Raw genomic sequence first — 23,035 nt, forward strand, 5'->3', positions numbered from 1 at the left:
TTTGACTGATATATGTACCGAGGCAAACGTTCAGAAACCTACTCAGTTGTTGTCTCTATTGCAACTGTTCTGTTTCTGGACCGCGTGTATCTCAACCGATCTTCCGTACCTGACAGTACAGGTAGTAGCTATTATCCTCTCTTAAATATGGGCGAACATATTCGCGTCAATTCTCACGTCGTGGAAATCGGCTCAACACTTGAACGTTATCTAGTTATGAGTGCGGTACAGAGGATCCACAGATGACCGTATTCAATTGCGTGTCGGCGTGTAATTACTTCGCATCGAGCGGATTCTCGTCCAGAGGTGTTCGATCGGAATGAGCACGGACGACGAATCTTTCCACCCGCTCGGTCAAGAGTGGGAAACTGAACTAGAGGGGATGCTCGACGAGACCGAGTACGATTCTGATCTCGGTATGCAGATGGCCCAGGACGCGATGCGGGTCACCAAAGGCGAACTCTCGGAAGCCGAATTCCACGAGAAGTATCACGACGACGTGATGGACGAGTTCGGCGTCGACGACCGCCCGACCGAAGCCGCCTACGATCAGGCTCAGGAGGAGTCGAGCGGCGCCATGGGCCGAATGCTTTCGGCCTTCGACGGCGACGGCGAGGAAAGTCGCCGCGACGTCATGAAGAAGATGGGCGTCGGTGCAGCTGCCGTCGGTCTCGGTGCGTGGGGCACCGTCGACGACAGCCAGCCCAGTCTCGGTATTTCTCAGGAGGGTGACAACGACGAGGGAGACGGCGATTTCCAGTGGGGGATGGCCATCGACCTCGAGCGATGTGACGGCTGTCTCTCTTGTGTCGAAGCCTGCGCCGAGGAGAACAACCTCGACCAGGGTGTCAACTGGATGTACGTCCTCGAGTACGACGAACCCAGAGCGGGCACCCCCGAGACGAGCCGCAACCGGCTCGTTCGACCGTGCCAACACTGTACCGACGCACCCTGCGAGAAGGTCTGTCCGACGACGGCCCGCCACACCCGGGATTCGGACGGGCTCGTCCTGACCGACTACGACGTCTGTATCGGCTGCCGATACTGTCAGGTCGCCTGTCCGTACGGCGTCAACTACTTCCAGTGGGACGAACCGGACATCACGACCGACGAGATCGCCGAACAGGCCGACGATATGGGCATGGACGGCGACCACATGGTCGACGAACGCGAGCGCTGGGTCGACAGTCGCGCCCCGCGTGGCACGATGAGCAAGTGTACGATGTGTCCGACCCGACAGGACGGCCTGTCGGGCGACGACAGAGTCGGTACGACGGCGTGTCAGGAAGCCTGTCCGCCGGACGCGATCAACTTCGGGAACATGCACGACGAGACCAGCGATCCGCAGGTCTACGCGTCGAACCCGAGCCGCGGTCGCACGCTGTCGCTGCTCTCCGTCGGCGAAGAGTTCGCCGAATCCCTCGAGGAGGACCTCGACGGCGAGGACGACGACCTCGAATCCGTCCTCGAGGCGACCGATCTGGACGAGGACACCCTCGGTCTGTTGCTCGCGACCGAGATCACCGCCGAGTCCGAGATGGGCGCCGGCGACGGCACCATCGCCGATTACGAGCAAGACGTTATGAGCACCCTCGAGGTGCTTTCGGACCACGGACTCGATCTCGAGAGCGAAGAGGTGCTCTCGGAACTCGGCCTCGCCGACGCGCCCGACCCCGAGGAAGATGGGCTCGGCGATGAGGACGAGAACGGCGACGACGAAGAGGAAGAGAACGGCGACGACGAGAACGGTGACGACGAAGAGGAAGCCGAAACCGACTCGTTCATCCAAGACGACGAGGATGAGGAGGAGGACGACGAAGACGACGAAGAGGAGGACGAAGACGAGTTCGACGGCCCGGACGTCGAGGCCGCACAGAACCTCCTCGAGGCGTTCGCCGGCGTACCGTCGTCGAACTTCCGACTGCTCGAGGATATGGGAACCAACCCGAACGTCATCTACCTCGGCAACGAGCCCGGTCCGAACGCCGAACAGCGTGAGCCGACCGGTACGGGTGTCGACTACGAAAACATCTCCTACCAGCGAGCGGACGGCGAACGCGTAGAGCTCGTCGATAACCGAAAAGACGTGCTCGACGAGAAGACCGTCGGTGACACGGGACTGAACCTCGGAGGGTGGTAACGATGAGCACGAAATCACCGACCGAGGCCGACATCCTCCGCCCGGTCAACAACGTCTCGAAACAGTACTTCATCCTGTTCGGGCTCTGTACCCTGGCGTTTGGCGCATTCCTCGTCGGCTGGATGTACCAGCTGGCCGAAGGGATGGCCGTCACCGGACTCTCCGACTGGGGGAGCGGTGGCGGTGTGACCTGGGGGCTGTACATCGGCGCGTTCATCTGGTGGGTCGGGATCGCTCACGGCGGGATCATCCTCTCCGCGGCGGTCCGACTGCTCGGCATGGATCGCTACATGCCGGTCGCCCGCCTCGCCGAACTGCTGACGATCGCTGGCCTCTCCGCGGCCGGCTTCTACATTCTGGTCCACATGGGCCGTCCGGACCGGATGGTCACGAGCGTGCTGGGCCACTACCACATCACGGTGAACAACTCGCCGCTGGTGTGGGACGTTACCGTCATCACGGCCTACTTCGTGCTGACGGCGACCTACCTCGCACTGACGCTTCGGTACGACATCACGCGTCTCCGCGACGATCTGCCGGGCTACTTCTCGCCCGTCTACGACGTCTTGACCCTCGGCTACACCGAGGACGAGGACGAGGTCGTCGAGCGGATGGTCTGGTGGCTCGCGCTCGCGATCATCATCATGGCCCCGCTCCTGCTTCACGGCGGTGTGATTCCGTGGCTGTTCGCGGTGCTCCCCGGCATGCCGGCCTGGTTCAGCGCGGTGCAGGGACCACAGTTCCTGACGATCGCGCTGACCTCGGCCATCAGCGGCGTCATCATCGTCGCCTACGCGTTCCGTCGCGCCTACGACTGGGACCACATCATGACGGACGACGTCTTCCGCGGGCTGCTCCTGTGGCTCGGCTTCTTCTGTCTGCTGTTCCTCTGGCTGCAGCTCCAGCAGAACGTCGTCGGACTGTTCGCTGCACCGGTGAGCACGGCGGTCGCACAGGAAGCGACGATCACGCACCCGATCTACATCACCGCGATGGTGCTCGTCTTCGCGACGCTCGTCTACATCTTCGCACAGACGATCCGACCGTCGCTGTTCACGAAGGGACGAGCGCTCGTCGCCTCGTTTGCGGTGTTGTTCGCGACGCTCATCGAAAAGCTGATCTTCGTCGTCGAAGGATTCCTGCACCCCGAGTTCGAGATCTACGCGGCGACGCCCGGGGCGTACTTCCCGAGCGCCATCGAACTGCTCTCGCTGCTCGGAACGATCGGCATGGTAACGCTGATCTTCCTCGTCGTCTCGAAGGTCGTTCCGGTCGTCGAACTCCACGCGGTCGAACACCTTCGCGGCGATCACGGGCACGGACACGAAGAGACGGATGAAACGGCAACCGAACCGGAGGTGAAAGCATGAGTACCATCGCCGCACTCGCCGAACCGCTCTACCACGGCTACAGCGGAACCGACGGTCTCACCGGATTCCCCAACATCGGGACCTACCTGATCTTCGGGGTTATCCTGGTGCCGATCTACGTCATGGTCGTCTCCTGGTTCGCCGGCGAACCCCGCGACACGAAGACCGGGATGCTCGGCGTCTCCTATCTCGTCGCCATCACGGCACAGATGTGGATCGGGATGTTCATCCTGACCGTCATCATCGGCTTCGTGTTCTACGGCGGCCTGCCGGAGCCCCTCGGCTCCCCCGGCCCCACCGGCGACATTCCGATTTTCGGGTTCCTGTTCTAACCCGATCGATCGACCCGATCTCCGCATTCTCTCGGCTCGACGTTTTTGCTGATTGGCAGCGCTACTCGCCGAGAGGCAACTCTTCGTGGTCTCACTCTCGAGCGTCCTCGCTGCTCGCGACGGTGATCACGGCCCGCCGTCATGAGGCCCATGCACAGTCAGGGGAAACCACGACCCCAACGGCTGATCAAACATGCCTATGACACTCGTTGACATTCTGTCGGCGGTCCTCTATCACGGCTACGAGGCGAACGAGGGGTGGACCGGGTTTCCGAACGAGGGAACCTACATCATCTTCGGGATCGTCCTGCTCCCGGTCTACGTCATGGTCATCGCATGGTTCGCCGGCGAGCCGCGCGATACGAAGACCGGACTGCTCGGCGTCACTTATCTCGTCGGCATCGCGACCAGCATGTGGGTCTCGATGCTCATCATGACGGTCTTGATCGGCATCATCTTCTACGGGCAGGCGCCCAGCCTCTCCTGATACGGTTTCCTGTACCGATTTTCCGGTGGGACCGTCGGACGGGTCACGGCTCCACCGGAGACGACTTACAGCAGACAGTATGAGGGCCGGCCTCGAGTTCGAGTTCGACATCGCGAACCGGTGGTCACCGGCGGGTTCGAACGCCGAACCATCACACGTATCCCGTTCGGCTCCCTTATGCTCGGATAACGCATACGACGTATTATGAGCATTACAGAACACGAACTCCAGATCAAACTCGAGGGGATCGAGGATCCGGATATCGGCGAGGACATCGTTTCGCTCGGCCTGGTCAACGACGTACGAATCGAGAACGAGACCGCCCGGATCGACCTCGCGTTCAACGCCCCGTACGCGCCTTCCGAGATGGAACTGGGCAACCGAATTCGCGAAGTCTGCGACGAGGCGGGCCTCCAGGCGGACCTGCGCGCACACGTCGGCGAAGAACACGGCTTCGACGACGAGGTGCTGCCGCGGGTTCGAAACGTCATCGCCGTCGCCTCCGGGAAGGGTGGAGTCGGCAAGACGACGGTCGCCGCGAACATCGCGTCGGGTCTCGAGAAGCGCGGGGCGATGGTCGGCCTGCTCGACGCCGACATTCACGGGCCGAACATCCCGCGCATCCTGCCGGTCGAGAGCGAACCGGGCGTGACGCCGAGCGAGGATATCGTCCCGCCTCGTTCGGACGGCGTTCGGGTCATCAGCATGGGAATGATGACGGAACAGGAGGACGATCCGGCGATCCTGCGCGGCCCGATGGTCAACAAGTTCATGCTGAAGTTCTTAGAGGGCGTCGAGTGGGGACGGCTGGACTACCTCATCGTCGACCTCCCGCCGGGCACCGGCGACGCGACGCTGAACCTCCTGCAGTCGATGCCGGTGACCGGTGCAGTCGTCGTCACGACGCCCCAGGAGATGGCGCTCGACGACACTCGCAAGGGGATTCAGATGTTCAACAAACACGACACGCCAGTACTGGGCGTTGTCGAGAACATGAGTTCGTTCATTTGCCCCTCCTGTGGCGACCAGCACGGCCTGTTCGGCACCGAAGGGGCGAAGACGATCGTCGACAAGTACGACGTCCCGCTGCTCGGCCAGATTCCGATCCACCCCGACTTCGGCGCGGAGGGCAGCGAGGGAGCGATCGTCAAGGACGACGAGAGCGAGGTCCAGGAGACCGTCGAAGACCTCGTCGCGGAGGTCGCCGACCGCATCGGCGAGACCAACCGCCGCACGGTCGCCGACAACGTCGAGGGCGGCCCGACGAACCAGCTCCCGACCGAACTCGAGGACTAACGGCTCCTATCGTATCGGTTTGAGCGGCACGGTGAATCGAGCGTCTCGAGCGAGGGTACTCATACGGTTTACTGTAAGTCATTTCCGGCCCGACCGCGAGCCGTCCTGCGGTCGGGCCGATACATCGTTACAGCAATCCGTATCAGGGCTCTTCTTCGACTTCCCACTCGAGGGTTACCGTAATTTCTTCACGCGGGCCGCCGAGCATCGGCGATCGCTCCTGGACTTCGATGCCGTATTCGAGTTCCGGTGCGGGCGACAGTTTGAGCATCTTGTTCCCGACGCGGACTTCGGCAATACCGCCGCTTCGAATCTCCTGTGCGAGTTCCTGTACCAGATCCGCCGCCTCTTCCCGCGAGACGTTCTCTTCGGTGTTCGTTTTCTCACCCATGGCAAAACGACCACCGAACGAACATAAATAGGTTGGCCGGGAATCGGCAGGCACGACTTTGGTGACGGCCGTTTGCGGCCAGAGCTACCAGATTTCGAGACGAAGTCGAATCGACGGGAGCGAGCGAAGCGACGGTGTCGGCGACTCAGGATACCGTCGGTGGCTCCGAGCCGTCATCGAGCAGCGATCGAACGTACTTCGTGACGTGGTCGTCGATCCGGCGCTTGTAGCCGGCCTGCCGGGCGAGGCGGTCGAGTTCGCGAGCGACGAGACTGCCGTACTGGACGGCCTTCTTCTCGCGGATGGCGACCGCTTCGGGGAGGTACTCCGCGGCGACGTGCCGAAGCGCACGTTTGCGCTCGGTCTCGTCGGCCAGCAGCTCGTCGGGCAGTCGAAGCGCGGCGTCGACGACGGCGTCGTGGAGGAGGGGAGCGACCGGCTCGAGCCCCCTCGCTTCGATCGCGTGGACGTCGCGCGGAAGCTGCTCGGAGAGCGTCGCGATCTGTTCGCGGACGGCACCACGAGTCGTCTCGGCTGCGACGCGGTGGTCGAGACGGACGACCTTCTCGTAGCCGCCGAACAGTTCGTCCGCGCCCTGGCCCACCGCCAGCGCGTCGAAGCCGTCGGCGGCGACGCGCTCGCTCACGAGCGAGAGCGGGAGGGCGATCTGGACGTCCATCGCGTTCGTGCGGCCGATCGCGCGGGCGAGGTCGGGCACCGCTTGCTCGAGATCCGCTGGCGTTAGCTCGACGACGGTCAACTCCCGCCCCATCGCCTCGGCGGCCGTCTGCGCGGCCTCGACGTCGTGACTGTCGGGGAAGCCGACGACGTACAACGGCGCGTCGAGTAGTTCCGCGACCAGCGCCGAGTCGACGCCGCCGGAGAAGGCGACGGCGATGTCGGGGTCGGCCTCGAGCGCGTCGTCGGCCGCGGTCCGGATCGCCGTGGCGAGTCGCTCGAGTGCGGCGTCGTGGTCCGTCTCCGGGTCGGGGTCGGGGAGCGTCCAGCGACGTTCGGGTTCGGCGTCGGGGGTCGTCAGGTCGAGTGTGGTCCCCGCGGGGAGGAGTGTCGGGTGCTCGAGGGCCGTCGGTTCGAACGCCCAGTCGGCGGCTGGTGTGCGGTGATCACTCTCGCGGTCGACGTACACGGGCACGCGGCCGAGCACGTCGCGGACGAGCGTGCCGTCGAGTTCGCCGGCGAAACCGGTCGTTCCCGGCAACGGGTCGCCGCGCTCGAGGGCACCGCGAACGATATCGGGGTCGGCACCGCGGAGCGTCACTGGAAGAGCCCCAGCACGCCGTTTCGCACGCGGCGGGTGACACCCCCTGCGGCCTGTCGGAAGCTGATGTGCCACGGCGTTCGTTTCCCTTCGACGGTGGTTCGGCCCTCGCGGATCGCTTCGAGGATGGCGTCGGCGGAGCGGTCGTCCGCCTCGACGCGGGTGACGGCCTGGCCGACCATCTCACTGATGTGAGCGTCGCTGCCGGCCGTCATCGGCAGGCCGTGGGACTCGGCGAACCGTTCGGCCTGCCGGTTCGCGCGGCCGGTGAGCAGCCGCGAGTTGTAGACTTCGATCGCGTCGCCCTCGGCGAGTTGGTCTCGAGAGATGCGGGCCATCACCCCGTGGCGCGACTCCTGGAAGGGGTGAGGGATCACCGCGAGTCCGCCCTGTTCCCAGATCGCCTCGAGCGTCGACTCGTAGGAGAGGCCCGGCGGGACGGCGTCCTCGAGCCCGAAACCGAGGATGTGGCCGGCTTTGCTCGAGATCTCCATGGCGGGGATGCCGATCAGTCCGTACTCGGGGGCGCGTTCGGCGGCCTCGAGGCTCGCGTCGATCTCGTCGTGGTCGGTGACGGCGATCGCGTCCAGACCGACGGCCTGGGCCTGTTCGAGGATCAACTCGACCGAGTCTCGGCCGTCGTAGGAAAGCGCGGAGTGAGCGTGGAGTTCAACCGACAGCACGGGTATGTGCCCCGGTTCGGGTGGAGCGATCAAAAACACCTCGATACGTGATACGCACGTGAGAATCAGCGGCGTTCGCGCCGAGATCGCCTACTCGTCGGTGTCGAGTTCGACCATCTCGAGCGACCGATCGAGGTGACAGACCTCGTGTGGCGGGTCGCCGAGGATGTCGCGAATGCGGTACTCCTCGTCGAATTCGACGGCATCCGGTTCGCAGTACTCGTGGCTCGGACACTCGACGTAGGGGCAGGGGCCGGAGAGACTCGCCTTGCTGCCGGCGAACGCCCCCTTCGAGGGAATGTTCGCGCGCACGGAGACGGGTTCGACCTCGACGGCGCGGACCCCGCCGTCGTGCATCGCGCACTCGAGGGTCTGGGCGTTCTCCCGGACGGACGTGATCCGGTACTTGGTATCGGGTTGGAGGTTGAGACACTGACTGCGATAGGGACAGCCAGCGCAGGCGTCGGCCTCGCCGTGGTAGACGAACTCGGTTCCCGGGTCGGCGAGCCGAGTTCCGACGAGCGTAACGGTCGACATAGCGGTCCCTACTTCGCGACGCCGGTTAAGACTCACGTGTCGACTCGTCGACCAACGGATCGCCGGTCGTCGCGTTCGTTGCGATAGCCTGTTACGCGGATTCCGTCTCGGAATCGCCGTCTCCGACCGCGCCGGTCAGTTCGTCCAATCGATCGAAGTACGTCTCGCGGGGGACCTGGTAGAGGCCCCGGTAGTCGACCTCGCCGACGTCGAACGCGTCGGCGAGTTCGAGCGCGCGCTCGAGGGCCTCGGCCCGCGTTTCAAACCGTTCGTTGTCGGCGGAGACGTCGGGCTCGAGATAGAGGGTCACGTACCAGTCGTTGGTCGGACGGCTGGTCGGATTGGTTCCGGGGCGACGGGTGCGTTTTCCGTGGGTCAGGTACAGTGTGGGAAGACAGGCTGCCGGAAAGTCGTCGCCGTTGAAGACGTCTGGTCGGTACGCGAGCACGAGGCGGCCGTCGTCGCCCTGACTCCAGACGGTCCAGGCGTCGGGGAGCGACGAGAGCGGCGGTTCGGGATCCCCGCCGGTCTCCGAGTTCGTCATGCGCGGCGGTAGGTCGGCCGGTCCTAAAGCCTCGTCGTCGCGGGGACTCGAGGTGAGGCGTGTTGTGTGCCCACACGCCGAGCGCGCACGAGCGAAACCGGCCGCTGCAGGCCCGCAACTTATGCCATCGATCGACCAAGATGTGGTGTGGTAGCGTGGGCCAATATATAATCCACGACCTTGGTGTGTGGAACAATATCCTGGTAAATATCTTTTGGGGCTAAAGCTAAGTACCTGGATTACTCACTCATTAAATACTATCGGTATCCGTTCGCCGGACCGATCCACTCCGCGCCCGTCCCCGGCGCGCCGTTGCTCGAGCCTCTGAGGAGGTCGTCGCGCAACGTGAGTGGTGATCGATCACACATGGCACGACAGACCGCCGCCCGCCGCAGTTCGGTTCGTTTCGAGAGCGAGTTACTCCCGGAGCCTGCCGACTGCCGTGACGATGTGTGGTCGATGGTGACACGGCTCGACGGATCCCGACGGCTCGACCGCGACGAGAGTGGTGGTCGAACGACGTCCGCTCCGACCACTCCGCGTGATCACGGACGATGCAAACGGGGGAGATCGCAACTGGCAATGATACCATGACCGGTGATATCGAGACACTCGAGACGCTCAGTACGGACTACAAGGAATCGATGCCCGCAGACCTGCGGGAGACCAAGTCCTTCGACTGGTACTTACAGGAGTGCTACGAGGACGCGAAGATTACCCGCAACGCCCACCAGCGCGTCGCGGACATGTTCGACTACTACGGGACGGCCTACGACGAGACCGAAGGGGTCGTCGAGTACCTGCTCGCGAGCGAGGATCCGCTCGGCGAGGGTGAGAACACCTTCTACGGGAAGGTAATTCACCAGTCGATCCACGAGTTCGTGAACAAGGTGAAGTCGGGTGCCCGCCGGCTCGGCCCCGAACGACGTATCAAACTCCTGCTCGGCCCGGTCGGCTCAGGGAAGTCCCACTTCGACAAGCAGGTCCGGAAGTACTTCGAGGACTACACGCTCCGCGAGGAGGGCCGGATGTACACCTTCCGCTGGACCAACCTCTGTGACGTCATCAAGGACCAGGACCCCTCCGACGACACCGTCCGGTCGCCGATGAACCAGGATCCGCTCGTGCTCCTCCCGCTCGAGCAACGCCAGCGCGTGCTCGACGACCTGAACGAGCGCCTCGACGCGCCGTACACGATTCAGAACGAGCAGGCCTTAGACCCCGAGAGCGAGTTCTACATGGACCGGCTGCTCGCGTACTACGACGACGACCTCCAGCAGGTCTTGGAGAACCACGTCGAGATCATCCGCTTCGTCGCCGACGAGAACAAGCGGCAGGGCCTCGAGACGTTCGAACCCAAGGACAAGAAGAACCAGGACGAGACCGAACTCACCGGCGACGTCAACTACTCGAAGATCGCGATCTACGGCGAGAGCGACCCGCGCGCGTTCGACTACTCGGGGGCGTTCTGTAACGCGAACCGCGGCATCTTCTCCGGCGAAGAGCTGCTCAAACTCCAGCGCGAGTTCCTCTACGACTTCCTCCACGCGACCCAGGAGCAGACGATCAAGCCGAAGAACAACCCTCGGATCGACATCGACCAGGTGATCGTCGGCCGAACGAACATGCCCGAGTACAAGGACAAGAAGGGCGACGAGAAGATGGAGGCCTTCAACGACCGCACCAAGCGGATCGACTTCCCGTACGTCCTCTCCTACGAGGACGAGGCCAGCATCTACGAGAAGATGCTGAACAACGCCGACGTCCCGGACATCAACGTCGAACCGCACACCTTGGAGATGGCGGGACTGTTCGGCGTCCTCACGCGAGTCGAAGAGCCCGACACCGAGACGGTCGACCTCCTCTCGAAGGCCAAGGCGTACAACGGCGAGATCGACGAAGGTGACGACATCGACATCAAGAAGCTCCGCGACGAAGCCGAGCAGAAGGCCGAGATCGGTGAGGGCATGGTCGGCGTCTCGCCCCGGTTCATCGGCGACGAGATCGCCGAGGCGATCATGGACTCCAAACACCGCTCCCGCGGCTTCCTCTCGCCGCTGACGGTGTTCAACTTCTTCGAGGAGAACCTGGAACACCACGGCTCGATCCCCGAGGAGAACTTCGAGAAGTACTACCGCTACCTCGAGACCGTGCGCGAGGAGTACAAGGAGCGAGCCATCGAGGACGTCCGCCACGCGCTGGCTTACGACATCGACGAGATCCAGCGCCAAGGCGAGAAGTACATGGACCACGTGATGGCCTACATCGACGACGACACCATCGAGGACGAACTCACGGGTCGGGAACAGGAGCCCGACGAGACGTTCCTCCGAAGCGTCGAGGAGAAACTCGACATCCCCGAGGATCGGAAGGAAGACTTCCGGCAGGAAGTGTCGAACTGGGTCTCCCGGCGCGCACGCGAGGGCGAGGCGTTCAACCCGCAGGACAACGAGCGCCTGCGCCGCGCACTCGAGCGCAAACTCTGGGAGGACAAGAAGCACAACATCAACTTCTCCGCGCTCGTGTCGGCCAACGAGTTCGACGACGACGAGCGTTCCTCGTGGATCGACGCGCTGATGGAACAGGGCTACTCCGAAGGCGGAGCGAAGGAAGTACTCGAGTTCGCCGGTGCGGAGGTCGCCAAAGCTGAGATGGATTGATATGACCGGAAACGACTACGTCACCGAGGCCGACCGCACGTTAGAGGAGACCTACGAGGAGCCGATGGACCTCGCGACCTACGTCGATCGGATCTTCGCGAATCCGACGATCGCCTCTCACGCCTCGAAGTACCTCCTCGAGGCGATCGAGGCGGCGGGCACTCGGACCGTGGTCGAGGAAGGCGAGGAGAAGGAACGCTACCGCTTCTTCGACGACCCGCACAACGACGGCGAACACGCGATCCTCGGCAACACCGAGGTGCTAAACGGGTTCGTCGACGACCTCCGATCGATCGCGGCGGGTCGGGCGAAAGACGAGAAGATCATCTGGTTCGAGGGCCCTACGGCGACCGGCAAGTCCGAACTCAAGCGCTGTCTGGTCAACGGGCTCCGCGAGTACTCGAAGACACCCGAGGGCCGTCGGTACACCGTCGAGTGGAACGTCACGACGGCCGAAGCGGGCGAGGATCGTGGACTGAGCTACGGGAACACCGATCCGACGGCGACGGACGACAAACACTGGTACGAGAGCCCCGTCCAGGCGCACCCGCTGTCGGTGTTCCCGGAGGAGGTCCGCGAACGCGTGCTCGCCGACCTCAACGACGAACTCGACGACCACGTCCCCGTTCGGGTCGACGCGAAACTCGACCCGTTCTCCCGGGAGGCGTACGACTTCCTCGAGGAGCGCTACCGACGCGACGGTGAAGAGGCGCTGTTCTCGGCGATCACCGACGACGACCATCTACGGGTGAAAAACTACGTCGTCGACGTCGGCCAGGGTGTCGGCGTCCTCCACAGCGAAGACGACGGCCCGCCGAAGGAGCGACTCGTCGGCTCCTGGATGCACGGCATGCTCCAGGAACTCGACTCGCGCGGGCGTAAGAACCCGCAGGCGTTTTCCTACGACGGCGTGCTCTCACAGGGCAACGGCGTCCTCACCATCGTCGAGGACGCGGCCCAGCACGCCGACCTGCTGCAGAAGCTGCTGAACGTCCCCGACGAGCAGTCCGTCAAACTGGACAAGGGGATCGGGATGGACGTCGACACGCAGATGCTGATCATCTCGAACCCCGACCTCGAGGCCCAGCTCAACCAGCACTCCGACCGGAACGGAATGGACCCGCTGAAGGCGCTCAAACGCCGGCTGGACAAACACCAGTTCGGCTACCTGACGAACCTCAGCCTCGAGTCGGAGCTGATCCGTCGCGAACTGACCAACGAGTCCGCCGTCTGGGAGGCCGAGAGCTACGAGGAGCTCGAAGCGCGAATCCGCGAACCGGTTCGCGTCTCGGTCAAAGATCAGGGCGGCGAGACGCGAACGGAGGAGTTCGCACCCCACGCGATCGAAGCCGCCGCGCTGTACGCGGTCGTGACGCGACTCGACGAAGAGAACCTGCCCAACGGGCTGGATCTCGTCGACAAGGCGCTGATCTACGATCAGGGCTACCTGCAGGAAGGCGACACGCGACGCGAGAAAGACGAGTTCGACTTCAACGGCGAGGCCCACGACGGCGAACACGGGATTCCGGTCACGTACACGCGGGACACGCTCGCGGAACTCATCCAGACCGACCGCGACCGACACCACTCCGAGCTGCCGGTCGAGGACGTCGTGATGCCCCGGGACGTGTTGAACACGATGGCCGAAGGGCTCGCAGACGCCCCCGTCTTCTCGTCGGGCGAGCGTTCGGAGTTCGAAAACCGGATCGTCCCCGTGAAAAACTACATCTTCGACCGGCAGGAGAGCGACGTCATCGAGGCGATCATGCACGACAAGCGCGTCGACGAGGAGACCGTCGCCGAGTACGTCGAACAGGTCTACGCCTGGGAGACCGACGAGCCGCTGTACAACGACCGCGGCGAGGAGGTCGAGCCGGATCCGCTGAAGATGAAGCTCTTCGAGATCGAACACCTCGGCCGCTTCTCCGAGGCCGAGTACGAGGGGAACCTCCCCCGCGAGAGCGTCCGGAACTTCCGCCGGGAGAAGGTGATCACGTCGCTGAACCGCCACGCGTGGGAGCACCGCGACGACGATTTCGCCGTCGAGGACGTCGATCTCACCGCGATTCCGGTGATCAAGAGCGTCCTCGAGAGCCACGACTGGGACGACGTCCAGCGAAGCTTCGAGGACTTCGACCCGCGCCAGTGGGACGACCCGCCGAGCGGGACGGAGACGGCGACCGTAAAAGAGCGAACGATCGACACCATGGTCGATCTCTTCGACTACTCGGCGGCCTCCGCCGAGCTAACCAGCCGACACGTCATGGGACAGGTGAGCTACAGATGGGACTGAGAGACGACCTCGAGCGATTCCGCGAGGTGGGCGAACAGCGACGCGAGGATCTGGCCGACTTCATCCAGTACGGCGACCTCGCCGGCGGCCGCGGATCGATCCAGATTCCGGTCAAGATCGTCTCGCTACCGGAGTTCGAGTACGACCAGCGCGACAAGGGCGGCGTCGGGCAGGGTGAGGACGGAACACCCCAGCCCGGCCAACCGGTCGGCCAGCCACAGCCCCAGCCGGGCGACGGCGACGGCGAGGACGGCGAACCCGGCGAGGAGGGCGGCGAGCACGAGTACTACGAGATGGACCCCGAAGAGTTCGCGGAAGAGCTCGACGAGGAGTTAGGGCTCGACCTCGATCCGAAGGGGAAGACGGTCGTCGAGGAGAAGGAAGGTCCCTTCACCGACATGACGCGGACCGGCCCCAACAGCACGCTCGACTTCGAGCGGATGTTCAAGGAGGGACTCAAGCGCAAGCTCGCGATGGACTTCGACGAGGAGTTCTTGAAGGAGCTGTGCAAGGTCGAGGGCATCGAGCCCCGCGAGGTGTTCGAGTGGGCCCGCGGCGAGAGCCTCCCCGTCTCGATGGCGTGGGTCGAAGAGGCTTACAGCAACGTTCCCGACGAGGAACGCGGCACGTGGGCCTCGATCGAGGAAGTCGAGGCGAACGTCGAACGCGAGTCCGTCCAGCAGAAGATCCGCCGCGAGGGGATCAAACACGTCCCCTTCCGGCGGGAGGACGAGCGCTACCGCCACCCCGAGATCATCGAGGAGAAAGAGAAGAACGTCGTCGTGGTCAACATCCGCGACGTCTCCGGCTCGATGCGCGAGAAGAAACGCGAACTCGTCGAGCGGACGTTCACGCCGCTGGACTGGTACCTCCAGGGCAAGTACGACAACGCCGAGTTCGTCTACATCGCCCACGACGCCGACGCCTGGGAGGTCGAACGCGACGACTTCTTCGGCATCCGCTCCGGCGGCGGGACGAAGATCTCGAGCGCGTACGAACTCGCCAACGAGTTGCTCGAGGAGTACCCCTGGAGCGACTGGAACCGGTACGTCTTCGCGGCGGGCGACTCGGAGAACTCGAGCAACGACACCGGCGAGCGCGTCATCCCGATGATGGAACAGATCGACGCCAACCTCCACGCCTACGTCGAGACCCAACCCAGCGGCAACGCGATCAACGCCACCCACGCCGAGGAGCTCGAGCGACACTTCGGTACCGACGCCGAGGACGTCGCGGTGGCGTACGTCAACAGCAAGGAGGACGTGACGGACGCGATCTACGAGATCCTCTCCACGGAGAGTGACGACAATGAGTAAACGCAACTCCAACGCGGACCGATTCCGCAAACAGGCGATCGCCGCCGATCTCGAGGAACCGGTCGACGAGGCCAGAAACCTCGCCGTCAAACTCGGCCTCGAGCCCTACCCGGTCAAGTACTGGATCATCGACTACGACGAGATGAACGAACTCATCGCCTACGGCGGCTTCCAGAGCCGCTACCCCCACTGGCGGTGGGGGATGCAGTACGACAAACAACAGAAACAGGGCCAGTACGGCGGCGGGAAGGCGTTCGAGATCGTCAACAACGACAATCCGGCCCACGCCTTCCTGCAGGAGTCGAACACGTTGGCCGACCAGAAAGCCGTGATCACCCACGTCGAGGCTCACTCCGACTTCTTCGCGAAGAACGAGTGGTTCGGCCTGTTCACCAGCGGTCGCGCCGACGAGGATCAGGTCAACGCCGCCGCGATGTTAGAGCGCCACGCGCGAGCGATCGACGAGTACATGTCCGATCCGGAGATCGACCGCGCCGAGGTCGAGAAGTGGATCGACCACTGTCTCTCCCTGGAGGACAACATCGACCAGCACCAGGTGTTCAGTCGGCGACTCGACGTCGACGGCCCGGTCGACGACCTCGACGACGATATCGCGGAGAAACTCGACGAACTCGGGCTCTCCGACGAGGTGAAAGGCGAAGTGTTCGACGAGGAGTGGCTCGAGAAACTTCAGCAGAGCGACGAGGCGGTCACCTTCCCCGAAGAGCCCCAGAAGGACATCCTCTCGTTCGTCCGCGAACACGGCAAGCAGTTCGACGACGAGGCGGGACGGGCCGCCGAGATGGAGGAGTGGCAGCGGGACATCCTCGACATGATGCGCGCGGAGGCGTACTACTTCGCCGCCCAGAAGATGACGAAGGTGATGAACGAGGGCTGGGCCGCCTACTGGGAGTCGACGATGATGACCGACGAGGGGTTCGCCGGCGACGACGAGTTCATGAACTACGCCGACCACATGGCGAAGGTTCTCGCCTCCGGCGGGCTCAACCCCTACAGCCTCGGGATGGAGCTCTGGGAGTACGTCGAGAACCGGACGAACCGCCGGCAGGTTCTCGAACAGCTCCTGCGGGTCGAGGGCGTCTCCTGGCGTAACCTGATGGACGTCGTCGACTTCGAGGCGGTCTTAGAGACCCTTGAACCCCCAGAAGCCATCGCGTCGATCACGCCCGAGACGCTCGATCGACTCGAGGAGGTCCCCGAGGAGTGGGTCGACCGCGAGGCGCTCGAGCAGGCCCAAAACGGTGAGATCGACGTCGAAACGTACCCGTGGAAGGTGCTGACCACCGAGGGGCTGGCGCGGCGCCACTACTCGCTGGTCAAGCGCCAGCACCGCGGCTTCCTGACCCGGGTGAGCCAGAACGATCTCGAGCAGATCGGTCGCTACCTCTTCGACGACGCCCGCTACGAGACCGTCGAGGAGGCGCTCGCGGACGTCGACTTCTCGGCGGGCTGGGATCGGATGTACGACATCCGCGAGAGCCACAACGACGTCACGTTCTTAGACGAGTTCCTCACGACGGAGTTCATCACGGAGAACAACTACTTCACCTACGAACACTCCCAGGCGACGGGCCAGTTCCACGTCGCCAGCGACGCCGCCGAGGACGTCAAGAAGAAGCTGCTGTTGCAGTTCACCAACTTCGGAAAGCCGACCATCGCGGTCTACGACGGGAACTACAACAACGCGAACGAACTCCTGCTGGGCCACCAGTACAACGGCGTCATGCTCGATCTCGGGCAGGCCAGGGAGACCTTGAAGCGGATCTTCGAGCTGTGGGGCCGGCCCGTGAACCTGCTGACGATCGTCAAGGACGTCGACGAACACGATATCGAGGTGGCGAAACGACGTAACCGGGAGCCCGAACCCGAAGAGCGCGGCAAACTCATCCGGTACGACGGCGAGACCGTGACGATCGACGACGTCCCGTGGGAGGAGGTCGAGCACCTCTCGGCCGACGACGTCGATTACGACACGAAACCCGACGAGTGGCTCGCCTGACCGTTCTTTCGGCCGTTTTCGACCGCAGTAAACACTCGGAAGGCTTTTGCCGCCGATCGCACATGCTCGGGATGTGATGGATGGGGAAGGGGGCGAGGCGGTCGAACAGCGACGAGTCGGCGCTGACTCGTTCGACCTGCCGTCAGTCCTCGCACAACTGGATAGGCGCGAACCGACCGACCAGCGAGCGGCCGTCGAAACGATCCGCGACACGCTCGAGGAGCGTCCCGGCGACTGCGTGCCGACGGTCCCGAAGCTCCGCGCACTGCTCGAGCAGCCGGCGCTCGAGTGTCACGAGTCGGTCGCGTACTGCCTGGCCGAACTCGCGGCCGAGTCGCCCGCGGACGTGGCGCCGTCGGTCGACGTCATCGTCTCCTTCGTCGATGAGAATCCGAATCGGCCGGCGGCGCGAGAACTCCTCCGGTGTCTGGCCGTCGTCGCCGACGAGCAGCCGTCGGCCGTGATCGAGCATACGGCCACGATCGCGGACGTGGTCGACCGCCGGTCCGGCTACGACGACTGGGGACTCCGCGTGATCCAGCAGATATCGCGAACGACGCCGACCGCAGTGCACGCTGCGCTCCCGGTGCTCACCGACGCGTTGGCGGCGGATCCGGAGACCAACGGCGTTCCCGTCCTCCCGACGCTGGGTCGGTTGACTCGATCGGAGACGCCCCCCGAACGGCTCGACTTCGTCGAACGGGCGATCGACCTCGTCGACCACGACGACCCGCCGCTTCGGCGCAACGCCATCGGCTGTCTGGCGGACGTCGCCCACCACGCCCCCACGGCTGTTGAGCCGGTCTGTGACGACCTCGGCGATGCCCTCGCGTCCCCAGACCCGGAGACGCGCGCGAACGCCGCCGTATTGCTCGCGCGCGTCACCGCGGCAACGGGTCGGGACCTCGGTCCCACACGAGAGCCATTGCTCGAACTGCTCACGGACGATTTCGATCGTGCGCGGGCGAACGCGTGCGTCGCGCTCGGCCACGGGCGCGTCGAGGCGGCCGCGGATCGACTCGAGACGATGGCGGTCGACGATCCGGCGTCGATCGTCCGCGAGCGGGCCGACTGGGCGTTGGATCGACTCTCCTGAGTCCCGCTTCGGCTCCGACGACCGTAACGCAGTGGTGCCTGGCCGACGAGAAATCGCATATGGCACGGGAGACGTTTTCCGTCGAGACCGACGCGCGGCTGACGACCGTCGACGTAACTGATCGGATCGCCGCGGCCGTTCCCGCCGACCTCGAGTCGGGAACGGCGACGGGGTTCGTCGAGCACACGACGGCCGGATTGATCGTCCAGGAGAACGAGTCGCGGTTGCGCGGCGACCTCGAGTCGTCCCTTCGGGAGCTGGTTCCCGACGAGGGACACGCACACGATCAGTTGGACGGAAATGCGGATTCGCACCTCCGAGCGGCGCTGCTCGGACCGGACGTGACGATACCGGTCGAAGACGGCGAGCTGGCGCTGGGGACGTGGCAGTCGGTGCTGCTGGTCGAGTGCGACGGGCCGCGCACGCGGACGGTGTCGGTGACGACTGTCGGCGAGTAGTGAGCGTGCTCGAATCGGTGTCGAGCAGCGATTCCGCGCGCGAGCCCGACAGTCGGTTTTGGTCGTGAGAACCAGTACGATGCTCGATGGACCGAGGTGCGGGTCATGGCTGCGAAACAATTTTCACAGATCATAGTAACTGAATGATATGAAAACCGAATACAAGCTCATCTCTGTCGGAATCGCGATCGCTCTCGTCGGTTTTCTCCCAGAGATATTCTTCGCCGTTCGAGCACTGAGGGGACACCTGCTCCTCGCCGGGTTCGCCATCGCTTTCGTCGGGATCAGTCTGTTGCTGCGATCCTCCTCCGAATTCGATCTGGCGTAACGCTAGAGCCGAATCGGCCGGTCCGCCGAGACGCAGTCGACGCCGCGCCACTCGAGCAACTTCGCCGTAATCCGCCGCTCGAGCGACCACGCGTGAATCTCGAGGTCGACCGACTTCGCTCGCGGGACGAGATTCGTCGTGAAACAGCGCCAGTAGTTCGCGCCGATGACGTCGCAGTCGAGTTCGACGGCGGTCGTAACCGGCGTCTCGAGGCGGCGACTCACCAGCAGCCCCGTCGGCTGGCTGCGATCGATCTCGCGGATTGCCTCGAGTTCGGGCAGCAGAAAGGAGGTCGTGACGACGCGATTCTCGACGTCTTCGATGGCCTCGAGGACGTCCGCAGCGATTCCGGTGGCCTTCATCTCGAGGTTGACTTCGACGTTCGGCGGGAGGGCCTCGAGCATCTCCTCGAGCGTGGGGACGCGTTCGCCGGAGCCGAGAACGGTGTGGGCTTTGAGTTCCTCGAGCGTGGTGTCGGCGACCGTGCCGGTGCTCCCGGTCACGCGGTCGATCGTGTCGTCGTGGATGACGACGAGTTCGCCCGATCCACAGCGCCGGACGTCGAACTCGACGGCGTCCGCGTACTCGGCGGCCGATCGAATCGCTGCGATCGTGTTCTCGGGGGACGTAGCGGCAAAGCCTCGATGGGCGATCAGACGCATTCGATGGGACAACGGCCGCGAGCGGCTTTAGTGACTCGTTCGCTGGCAGGTAGTGGGACTCGCGTCCGGTCCCGTTGCCGATGTACTCGAGGGATGGTGTTCGGTCCAGCTGCCGCCGTCCCCCGATTGCCGGGGGCAACTCGACCCGAGTTCCAAACCTATTAGCAACTGTCGTTAACTCGGTATCCAATCTACACGAAAACGATTATCGCTGCCGATGTATCAGACACGAATACGTTGCACTGACGCGAGGTGATCTTCCAGCCATGACTGACCGATTCGACGATCCGATCGACGTGCTCCTCGTCGAGGACAATCCGGGCGACGTTCGACTCACGAAGGAGGCGTTCAAACAGCTCTCGATCGAGACGACCATTCACGTCGCCACCGACGGCGACGAAGCCCTCGAGTTCCTCACGAAGCGCCGCGATAGCGATCCGGACACCGTTCCCGACCTCGTCCTCCTCGATCTGAATCTGCCTCGGATGAACGGCCTCGAGTTCCTCGAGACGATCAAGGACGACGCGACGCTCACGCGGATTCCCGTCCTCGTCCTGACCAGTTCCGACGCCGTCGAAGACGTCCTCGACAGCTACGAGCTTTCGGCGAACGCCTACCTGACCAAGCCGACCGATCCGATCGAGTACGAGAAGATGGTCGAAGCCGTCGCGGAGTTCTGGCTCCAGAAGGCGGCGTTGCCGCCGGTCTCTTCGTAGCGTTCGTCGCGTCAGAGCGGGGACTCCCGGAGTTCGCCTTCCTCGCGCCTGCACCGCGTGTCGACCCGCCCACCCCCGACCTTGATCTAACAGGCCGTGGCAGTGACGGTATGCCTTCGACCGAGTTCGACGTCGACTTCGACGGAACCGTCGCGGTGATCACGGGCGCGAGCGGCGCGCTCGGAAGCGCGGCAGTCGACCGCTTTCGGGCGGCCGGCGCGACGGTGTGTGCCGTCGACGTCGTCGCTCCCGACGACGAGGACAGCCTGCTCGAGACCGACGAACGAACCCACTTCTACGAGGGGGATCTGACCGACGAAGCCGACGTCGAGCGACTCGTCTCGGCTATCGTCGACGATCACGACCGGATCGATCACCTGCTGAACATCGCCGGCACCTGGCGCGGCGGCGACCCGATCGAGGAGACCGATCTCGCCGAGTTCGACCTCCTGATGAACGTCAACCTGAAGACCGCGTTTCTGGCCGCGAAACACGCCCTCCCACAGCTCCAGGAGAGCGAGGGTTCGATCGTGAGCATCAGCGCGCGGTCGTCGCTCGAGGGCGGCGAGGGCGACGGTCCCTACCGGATCACGAAGTCGGGGATTCGGCTGCTGACGGAGACGTTGGCCGCGGAGAACCGCGGCACGGTCCGAGCTAACTGCGTGATGCCCAGCGTGATCGACACGCCGATGAACCGCGAGATGATGCCCGATTCGGATCACGACTCGTGGGTCGATCCGTCCGAGATCGCGGACGTGATGGCGTTTCTCTGTAGCGACGGCGCGTCGGTGACCAGCGGCGCCGCTGTGCCGGTGTACGGCGACGCGTAAAAATCGTGTTGTCGGAGTCGATTACAGGTTCTCGTCCAGCCAGCCCGCGAAGTCCCCGGTCAGGAAGTCGACGTAATCCATCACTCCCAGCGAGAGGGAGACGACGAGCACGACGAGAATCGGCAGGCGAATTACCCAGATCCAGACGGTACCGAGCGAGCCGAGATCGCCGATCCCCTTCTCGAGTTCTTGCACGGCGAACTTCGGCGTGATCCAGCCGACGAGGATGACCAGCATGAGCGCGCCAAACACCAGCAAGACGCCGTCGGCGAAGCCGTCGAGTAAGTCGAGGAAGATCAGGTCGTAGGTGACCGGCACGCCGAGCAGGTAGATGACGCCGCCCATGCCGAGCGCCGCCTTCCACCGTTCGACGCCCTTCTCGTCGATGACGTAGGCCGTCACGACCTCGAGCAGGGAGATCGCACTCGAGAGCGCCGCGATGGCGACGGTCCCGAAGAAGAGGAGGCCGATGAGGTGACCGCCGGAGATCGTCGCGAACGCCTCGGTCATCGAGACGAAAATCGCCCCGGGACCGCCATCGCCCGGCTCGGTGATACCGGCCGAGAAGAAGATGGGGAAGACGACCAGTCCGGTCAGGAACGCGATCCCGGTGTCGAATCCGATGATCGCCGTCCCGTCTTTGGCCAGATTTCGGTCCTCACCGAGGTAGGAGGCGTACGTAATCATCACGCCCATCCCCAGCGAGAGCGTAAAGAAGGCCTGGCCGGCCGCTGCGGGGAGCAGCCCCATCCAGTTGTCTGCGATGACGCCGAACTCCGGTGAGAGATAGTACTCGTAGCCGGCACCGGCGTCGGGGAGCGTAAAGACCCAGACGGCCATCCCGATGAGCAGGACGACGATCGCCGGGACCATCACCTTCACCGCGAGTTCGATCCCCTGTCGGATCCCGAGGGCGACGACCCCGATGGTCATCGCCATGAAGATCGTGTGGAAGAAAAAGGCGTCCAGTCCGACCGAGAGGTCGCCGAACATGAGAAGCGCCGCCGGTTCTCCGGCTTCGGCCGCCGCGTCCTCGTAGCCGGCGAGATGACTCGAGTAACTCCCGCGGAAGCCCTCGAGGAAGTAGCGGATGAACCAGCCGGCGACGACGCTGTAGAACGAGAGGATGACGAAGCCGGTGACGATGAAGATGCCACCGACGTACTTCCAAGCGTCCCCGCCCAGTTCGATCAGCGCGCCGACCGGGTTTCGTTTGGTCTTCCGCCCGACGACGAACTCGACGAGAATCGCCGGGAAGCCCACCAGCGCCACGAACAGGAGATAGACGAGCAGGAACGCGGCCCCACCACCTTCTCCCGTGACGAACGGGAACCGCCAGATGTTACCTAACCCCACCGCGCTCCCGACCGCGGCGAGAATAAAGCCTGTTCTCGTCGCCCACGTTTCGCGTTCTACCATACGGCAGCCAATCCAATCCACTTCTAAATACCTTACTAGATATTGGAACTATCATATGGGAGCTGTCACCTCGGTTCGCTCGCTCGAGCGGACGGAACGGTTCGGACATCCCGTCGCAGACTGCTATTTTTCACACAGAGTGTTTATCGGTACCAACTAGCTCGGACGGCGACGGTCG

General features: G+C 63.8%; 21 protein-coding genes. 14 read left to right on the plus strand and 7 right to left on the minus strand.

Going from position 1 to position 23,035, the window contains the following annotated elements:
• Window positions 1-319: 319 nt before the first annotated feature.
• The 5 genes from BLT08_RS11095 to BLT08_RS11115 all read left to right on the plus strand — a co-directional run bounded on the left by BLT08_RS11095 (window position 320) and on the right by BLT08_RS11115 (window position 5,625).
• Complete coding sequence (locus BLT08_RS11095; protein WP_090306518.1) at window positions 320-2,140, plus strand: 4Fe-4S ferredoxin N-terminal domain-containing protein; 1,821 nt, start codon at window positions 320-322, stop codon at window positions 2,138-2,140.
• Between the two features lie 2 nt (window positions 2,141-2,142).
• Window positions 2,143-3,510 (plus strand): NrfD/PsrC family molybdoenzyme membrane anchor subunit, encoded by a 1,368-nt coding sequence (gene nrfD / locus BLT08_RS11100; protein WP_090306522.1) that lies wholly within the window; start codon window positions 2,143-2,145, stop codon window positions 3,508-3,510.
• Window positions 3,507-3,842 (plus strand): hypothetical protein, encoded by a 336-nt coding sequence (locus tag BLT08_RS11105; protein ID WP_090306525.1) that lies wholly within the window; start codon window positions 3,507-3,509, stop codon window positions 3,840-3,842. The genes nrfD and BLT08_RS11105 overlap by 4 nt, the downstream gene beginning before the upstream one ends.
• Before the next feature lie 199 nt (window positions 3,843-4,041).
• On the plus strand, window positions 4,042-4,329 hold the full coding sequence (locus tag BLT08_RS11110; RefSeq protein WP_090306530.1) for a hypothetical protein: 288 nt from the start codon (window positions 4,042-4,044) through the stop codon (window positions 4,327-4,329).
• Between the two features lie 204 nt (window positions 4,330-4,533).
• A complete protein-coding gene (locus BLT08_RS11115) occupies window positions 4,534-5,625 on the plus strand; it encodes an Mrp/NBP35 family ATP-binding protein (RefSeq protein ID WP_090306533.1) in 1,092 nt (363 codons plus the stop codon).
• 142 nt (window positions 5,626-5,767) lie between these two features.
• Here the strand turns inward: BLT08_RS11115 and BLT08_RS11120 are convergent, their stop codons facing one another.
• The 5 genes from BLT08_RS11120 to BLT08_RS11140 all read right to left on the minus strand — a co-directional run bounded on the left by BLT08_RS11120 (window position 5,768) and on the right by BLT08_RS11140 (window position 9,059).
• Entirely contained in the window at window positions 5,768-6,016 is a 249-nt protein-coding gene (locus BLT08_RS11120; RefSeq protein ID WP_090306536.1) for an amphi-Trp domain-containing protein, read from the minus strand.
• Window positions 6,017-6,161: 145 nt separating this feature from the next.
• Complete coding sequence (locus BLT08_RS11125) at window positions 6,162-7,295, minus strand: asparagine synthase C-terminal domain-containing protein (RefSeq protein ID WP_090306541.1); 1,134 nt, start codon at window positions 7,293-7,295, stop codon at window positions 6,162-6,164.
• A complete protein-coding gene (locus BLT08_RS11130; RefSeq protein ID WP_090306544.1) occupies window positions 7,292-7,978 on the minus strand; it encodes a PHP domain-containing protein in 687 nt (228 codons plus the stop codon). Before BLT08_RS11130 ends, BLT08_RS11125 begins: the two co-directional genes overlap by 4 nt.
• Before the next feature lie 90 nt (window positions 7,979-8,068).
• Window positions 8,069-8,515: a UPF0179 family protein gene (locus BLT08_RS11135; protein WP_090306548.1), complete on the minus strand. Its 447-nt coding sequence runs from the start codon at window positions 8,513-8,515 to the stop codon at window positions 8,069-8,071.
• 91 nt (window positions 8,516-8,606) lie between these two features.
• On the minus strand, window positions 8,607-9,059 hold the full coding sequence (locus tag BLT08_RS11140; protein WP_090306552.1) for a DUF5820 family protein: 453 nt from the start codon (window positions 9,057-9,059) through the stop codon (window positions 8,607-8,609).
• A gap of 590 nt (window positions 9,060-9,649) precedes the next feature.
• On the opposite strand from BLT08_RS11140, the gene BLT08_RS11150 reads away from it, so the two are divergent.
• The 7 genes from BLT08_RS11150 (at window position 9,650) to BLT08_RS11180 (ending at window position 19,230) form a co-directional block, all read left to right on the plus strand.
• A complete protein-coding gene (locus BLT08_RS11150; RefSeq protein ID WP_090306560.1) occupies window positions 9,650-11,719 on the plus strand; it encodes a PrkA family serine protein kinase in 2,070 nt (689 codons plus the stop codon).
• Window position 11,720: 1 nt separating this feature from the next.
• Window positions 11,721-14,012, plus strand: a complete 2,292-nt coding sequence (locus tag BLT08_RS11155) for a PrkA family serine protein kinase (RefSeq protein WP_090306563.1) — start codon at window positions 11,721-11,723, stop codon at window positions 14,010-14,012.
• Window positions 14,003-15,328: a YeaH/YhbH family protein gene (locus tag BLT08_RS11160; protein WP_090306568.1), complete on the plus strand. Its 1,326-nt coding sequence runs from the start codon at window positions 14,003-14,005 to the stop codon at window positions 15,326-15,328. The genes BLT08_RS11155 and BLT08_RS11160 overlap by 10 nt, the downstream gene beginning before the upstream one ends.
• Window positions 15,321-17,348, plus strand: coding sequence for a SpoVR family protein (locus BLT08_RS11165; RefSeq protein ID WP_090306572.1), 2,028 nt, complete (start codon window positions 15,321-15,323; stop codon window positions 17,346-17,348). The genes BLT08_RS11160 and BLT08_RS11165 overlap by 8 nt, the downstream gene beginning before the upstream one ends.
• Window positions 17,349-17,424: 76 nt before the next feature.
• Window positions 17,425-18,444 carry a HEAT repeat domain-containing protein gene (locus BLT08_RS11170; protein WP_090306575.1) on the plus strand — a complete coding sequence of 340 codons (1,020 nt, stop codon included), beginning with the start codon at window positions 17,425-17,427 and terminating at the stop codon, window positions 18,442-18,444.
• Between the two features lie 59 nt (window positions 18,445-18,503).
• Window positions 18,504-18,902 carry a secondary thiamine-phosphate synthase enzyme YjbQ gene (locus BLT08_RS11175; RefSeq protein ID WP_090306578.1) on the plus strand — a complete coding sequence of 133 codons (399 nt, stop codon included), beginning with the start codon at window positions 18,504-18,506 and terminating at the stop codon, window positions 18,900-18,902.
• Window positions 18,903-19,050: 148 nt separating this feature from the next.
• A complete protein-coding gene (locus tag BLT08_RS11180) occupies window positions 19,051-19,230 on the plus strand; it encodes a hypothetical protein (protein WP_090306583.1) in 180 nt (59 codons plus the stop codon).
• A gap of 2 nt (window positions 19,231-19,232) precedes the next feature.
• On the opposite strand, the gene BLT08_RS11185 is transcribed toward BLT08_RS11180, so the two are convergent.
• Complete coding sequence (locus tag BLT08_RS11185) at window positions 19,233-19,892, minus strand: glycerophosphodiester phosphodiesterase (protein WP_090306587.1); 660 nt, start codon at window positions 19,890-19,892, stop codon at window positions 19,233-19,235.
• Window positions 19,893-20,158: 266 nt separating this feature from the next.
• Between BLT08_RS11185 and BLT08_RS11190 the strand changes: the two genes are divergently transcribed.
• Complete coding sequence (locus BLT08_RS11190) at window positions 20,159-20,608, plus strand: response regulator (protein WP_090306592.1); 450 nt, start codon at window positions 20,159-20,161, stop codon at window positions 20,606-20,608.
• Window positions 20,609-20,718: 110 nt separating this feature from the next.
• On the plus strand, window positions 20,719-21,438 hold the full coding sequence (locus BLT08_RS11195) for an SDR family oxidoreductase (RefSeq protein WP_090306596.1): 720 nt from the start codon (window positions 20,719-20,721) through the stop codon (window positions 21,436-21,438).
• A gap of 21 nt (window positions 21,439-21,459) precedes the next feature.
• Here the strand turns inward: BLT08_RS11195 and BLT08_RS11200 are convergent, their stop codons facing one another.
• On the minus strand, window positions 21,460-22,857 hold the full coding sequence (locus BLT08_RS11200; protein WP_090306599.1) for a sodium-dependent transporter: 1,398 nt from the start codon (window positions 22,855-22,857) through the stop codon (window positions 21,460-21,462).
• Window positions 22,858-23,035: the final 178 nt, after the last annotated feature.

It is taken from the genome of Natronorubrum texcoconense, assembly GCF_900100335.1.
GTDB lineage: Archaea > Halobacteriota > Halobacteria > Halobacteriales > Natrialbaceae > Natronorubrum > Natronorubrum texcoconense.

Bases quoted from the DNA above. Each gene is read 5' to 3' on its own strand.
- BLT08_RS11095 (WP_090306518.1), top strand. From the start codon at position 320: ATGAGCACGGACGACGAATCTTTCCACCCGCTCGGTCAAGAGTGGGAA.
- nrfD (WP_090306522.1), top strand. From the start codon at position 2,143: ATGAGCACGAAATCACCGACCGAGGCCGACATCCTCCGCCCGGTCAAC.
- BLT08_RS11105 (WP_090306525.1), top strand. From the start codon at position 3,507: ATGAGTACCATCGCCGCACTCGCCGAACCGCTCTACCACGGCTACAGC.
- BLT08_RS11110 (WP_090306530.1), top strand. From the start codon at position 4,042: ATGACACTCGTTGACATTCTGTCGGCGGTCCTCTATCACGGCTACGAG.
- BLT08_RS11115 (WP_090306533.1), top strand. From the start codon at position 4,534: ATGAGCATTACAGAACACGAACTCCAGATCAAACTCGAGGGGATCGAG.
- BLT08_RS11120 (WP_090306536.1), bottom strand. From the start codon at position 6,016: ATGGGTGAGAAAACGAACACCGAAGAGAACGTCTCGCGGGAAGAGGCG.
- BLT08_RS11135 (WP_090306548.1), bottom strand. From the start codon at position 8,515: ATGTCGACCGTTACGCTCGTCGGAACTCGGCTCGCCGACCCGGGAACC.
- BLT08_RS11140 (WP_090306552.1), bottom strand. From the start codon at position 9,059: ATGACGAACTCGGAGACCGGCGGGGATCCCGAACCGCCGCTCTCGTCG.
- BLT08_RS11150 (WP_090306560.1), top strand. From the start codon at position 9,650: ATGACCGGTGATATCGAGACACTCGAGACGCTCAGTACGGACTACAAG.
- BLT08_RS11155 (WP_090306563.1), top strand. From the start codon at position 11,721: ATGACCGGAAACGACTACGTCACCGAGGCCGACCGCACGTTAGAGGAG.
- BLT08_RS11160 (WP_090306568.1), top strand. From the start codon at position 14,003: ATGGGACTGAGAGACGACCTCGAGCGATTCCGCGAGGTGGGCGAACAG.
- BLT08_RS11165 (WP_090306572.1), top strand. From the start codon at position 15,321: ATGAGTAAACGCAACTCCAACGCGGACCGATTCCGCAAACAGGCGATC.
- BLT08_RS11170 (WP_090306575.1), top strand. From the start codon at position 17,425: ATGGATGGGGAAGGGGGCGAGGCGGTCGAACAGCGACGAGTCGGCGCT.
- BLT08_RS11175 (WP_090306578.1), top strand. From the start codon at position 18,504: ATGGCACGGGAGACGTTTTCCGTCGAGACCGACGCGCGGCTGACGACC.
- BLT08_RS11180 (WP_090306583.1), top strand. From the start codon at position 19,051: ATGAAAACCGAATACAAGCTCATCTCTGTCGGAATCGCGATCGCTCTC.
- BLT08_RS11185 (WP_090306587.1), bottom strand. From the start codon at position 19,892: ATGCGTCTGATCGCCCATCGAGGCTTTGCCGCTACGTCCCCCGAGAAC.
- BLT08_RS11190 (WP_090306592.1), top strand. From the start codon at position 20,159: ATGACTGACCGATTCGACGATCCGATCGACGTGCTCCTCGTCGAGGAC.
- BLT08_RS11195 (WP_090306596.1), top strand. From the start codon at position 20,719: ATGCCTTCGACCGAGTTCGACGTCGACTTCGACGGAACCGTCGCGGTG.
- BLT08_RS11200 (WP_090306599.1), bottom strand. From the start codon at position 22,857: ATGGTAGAACGCGAAACGTGGGCGACGAGAACAGGCTTTATTCTCGCC.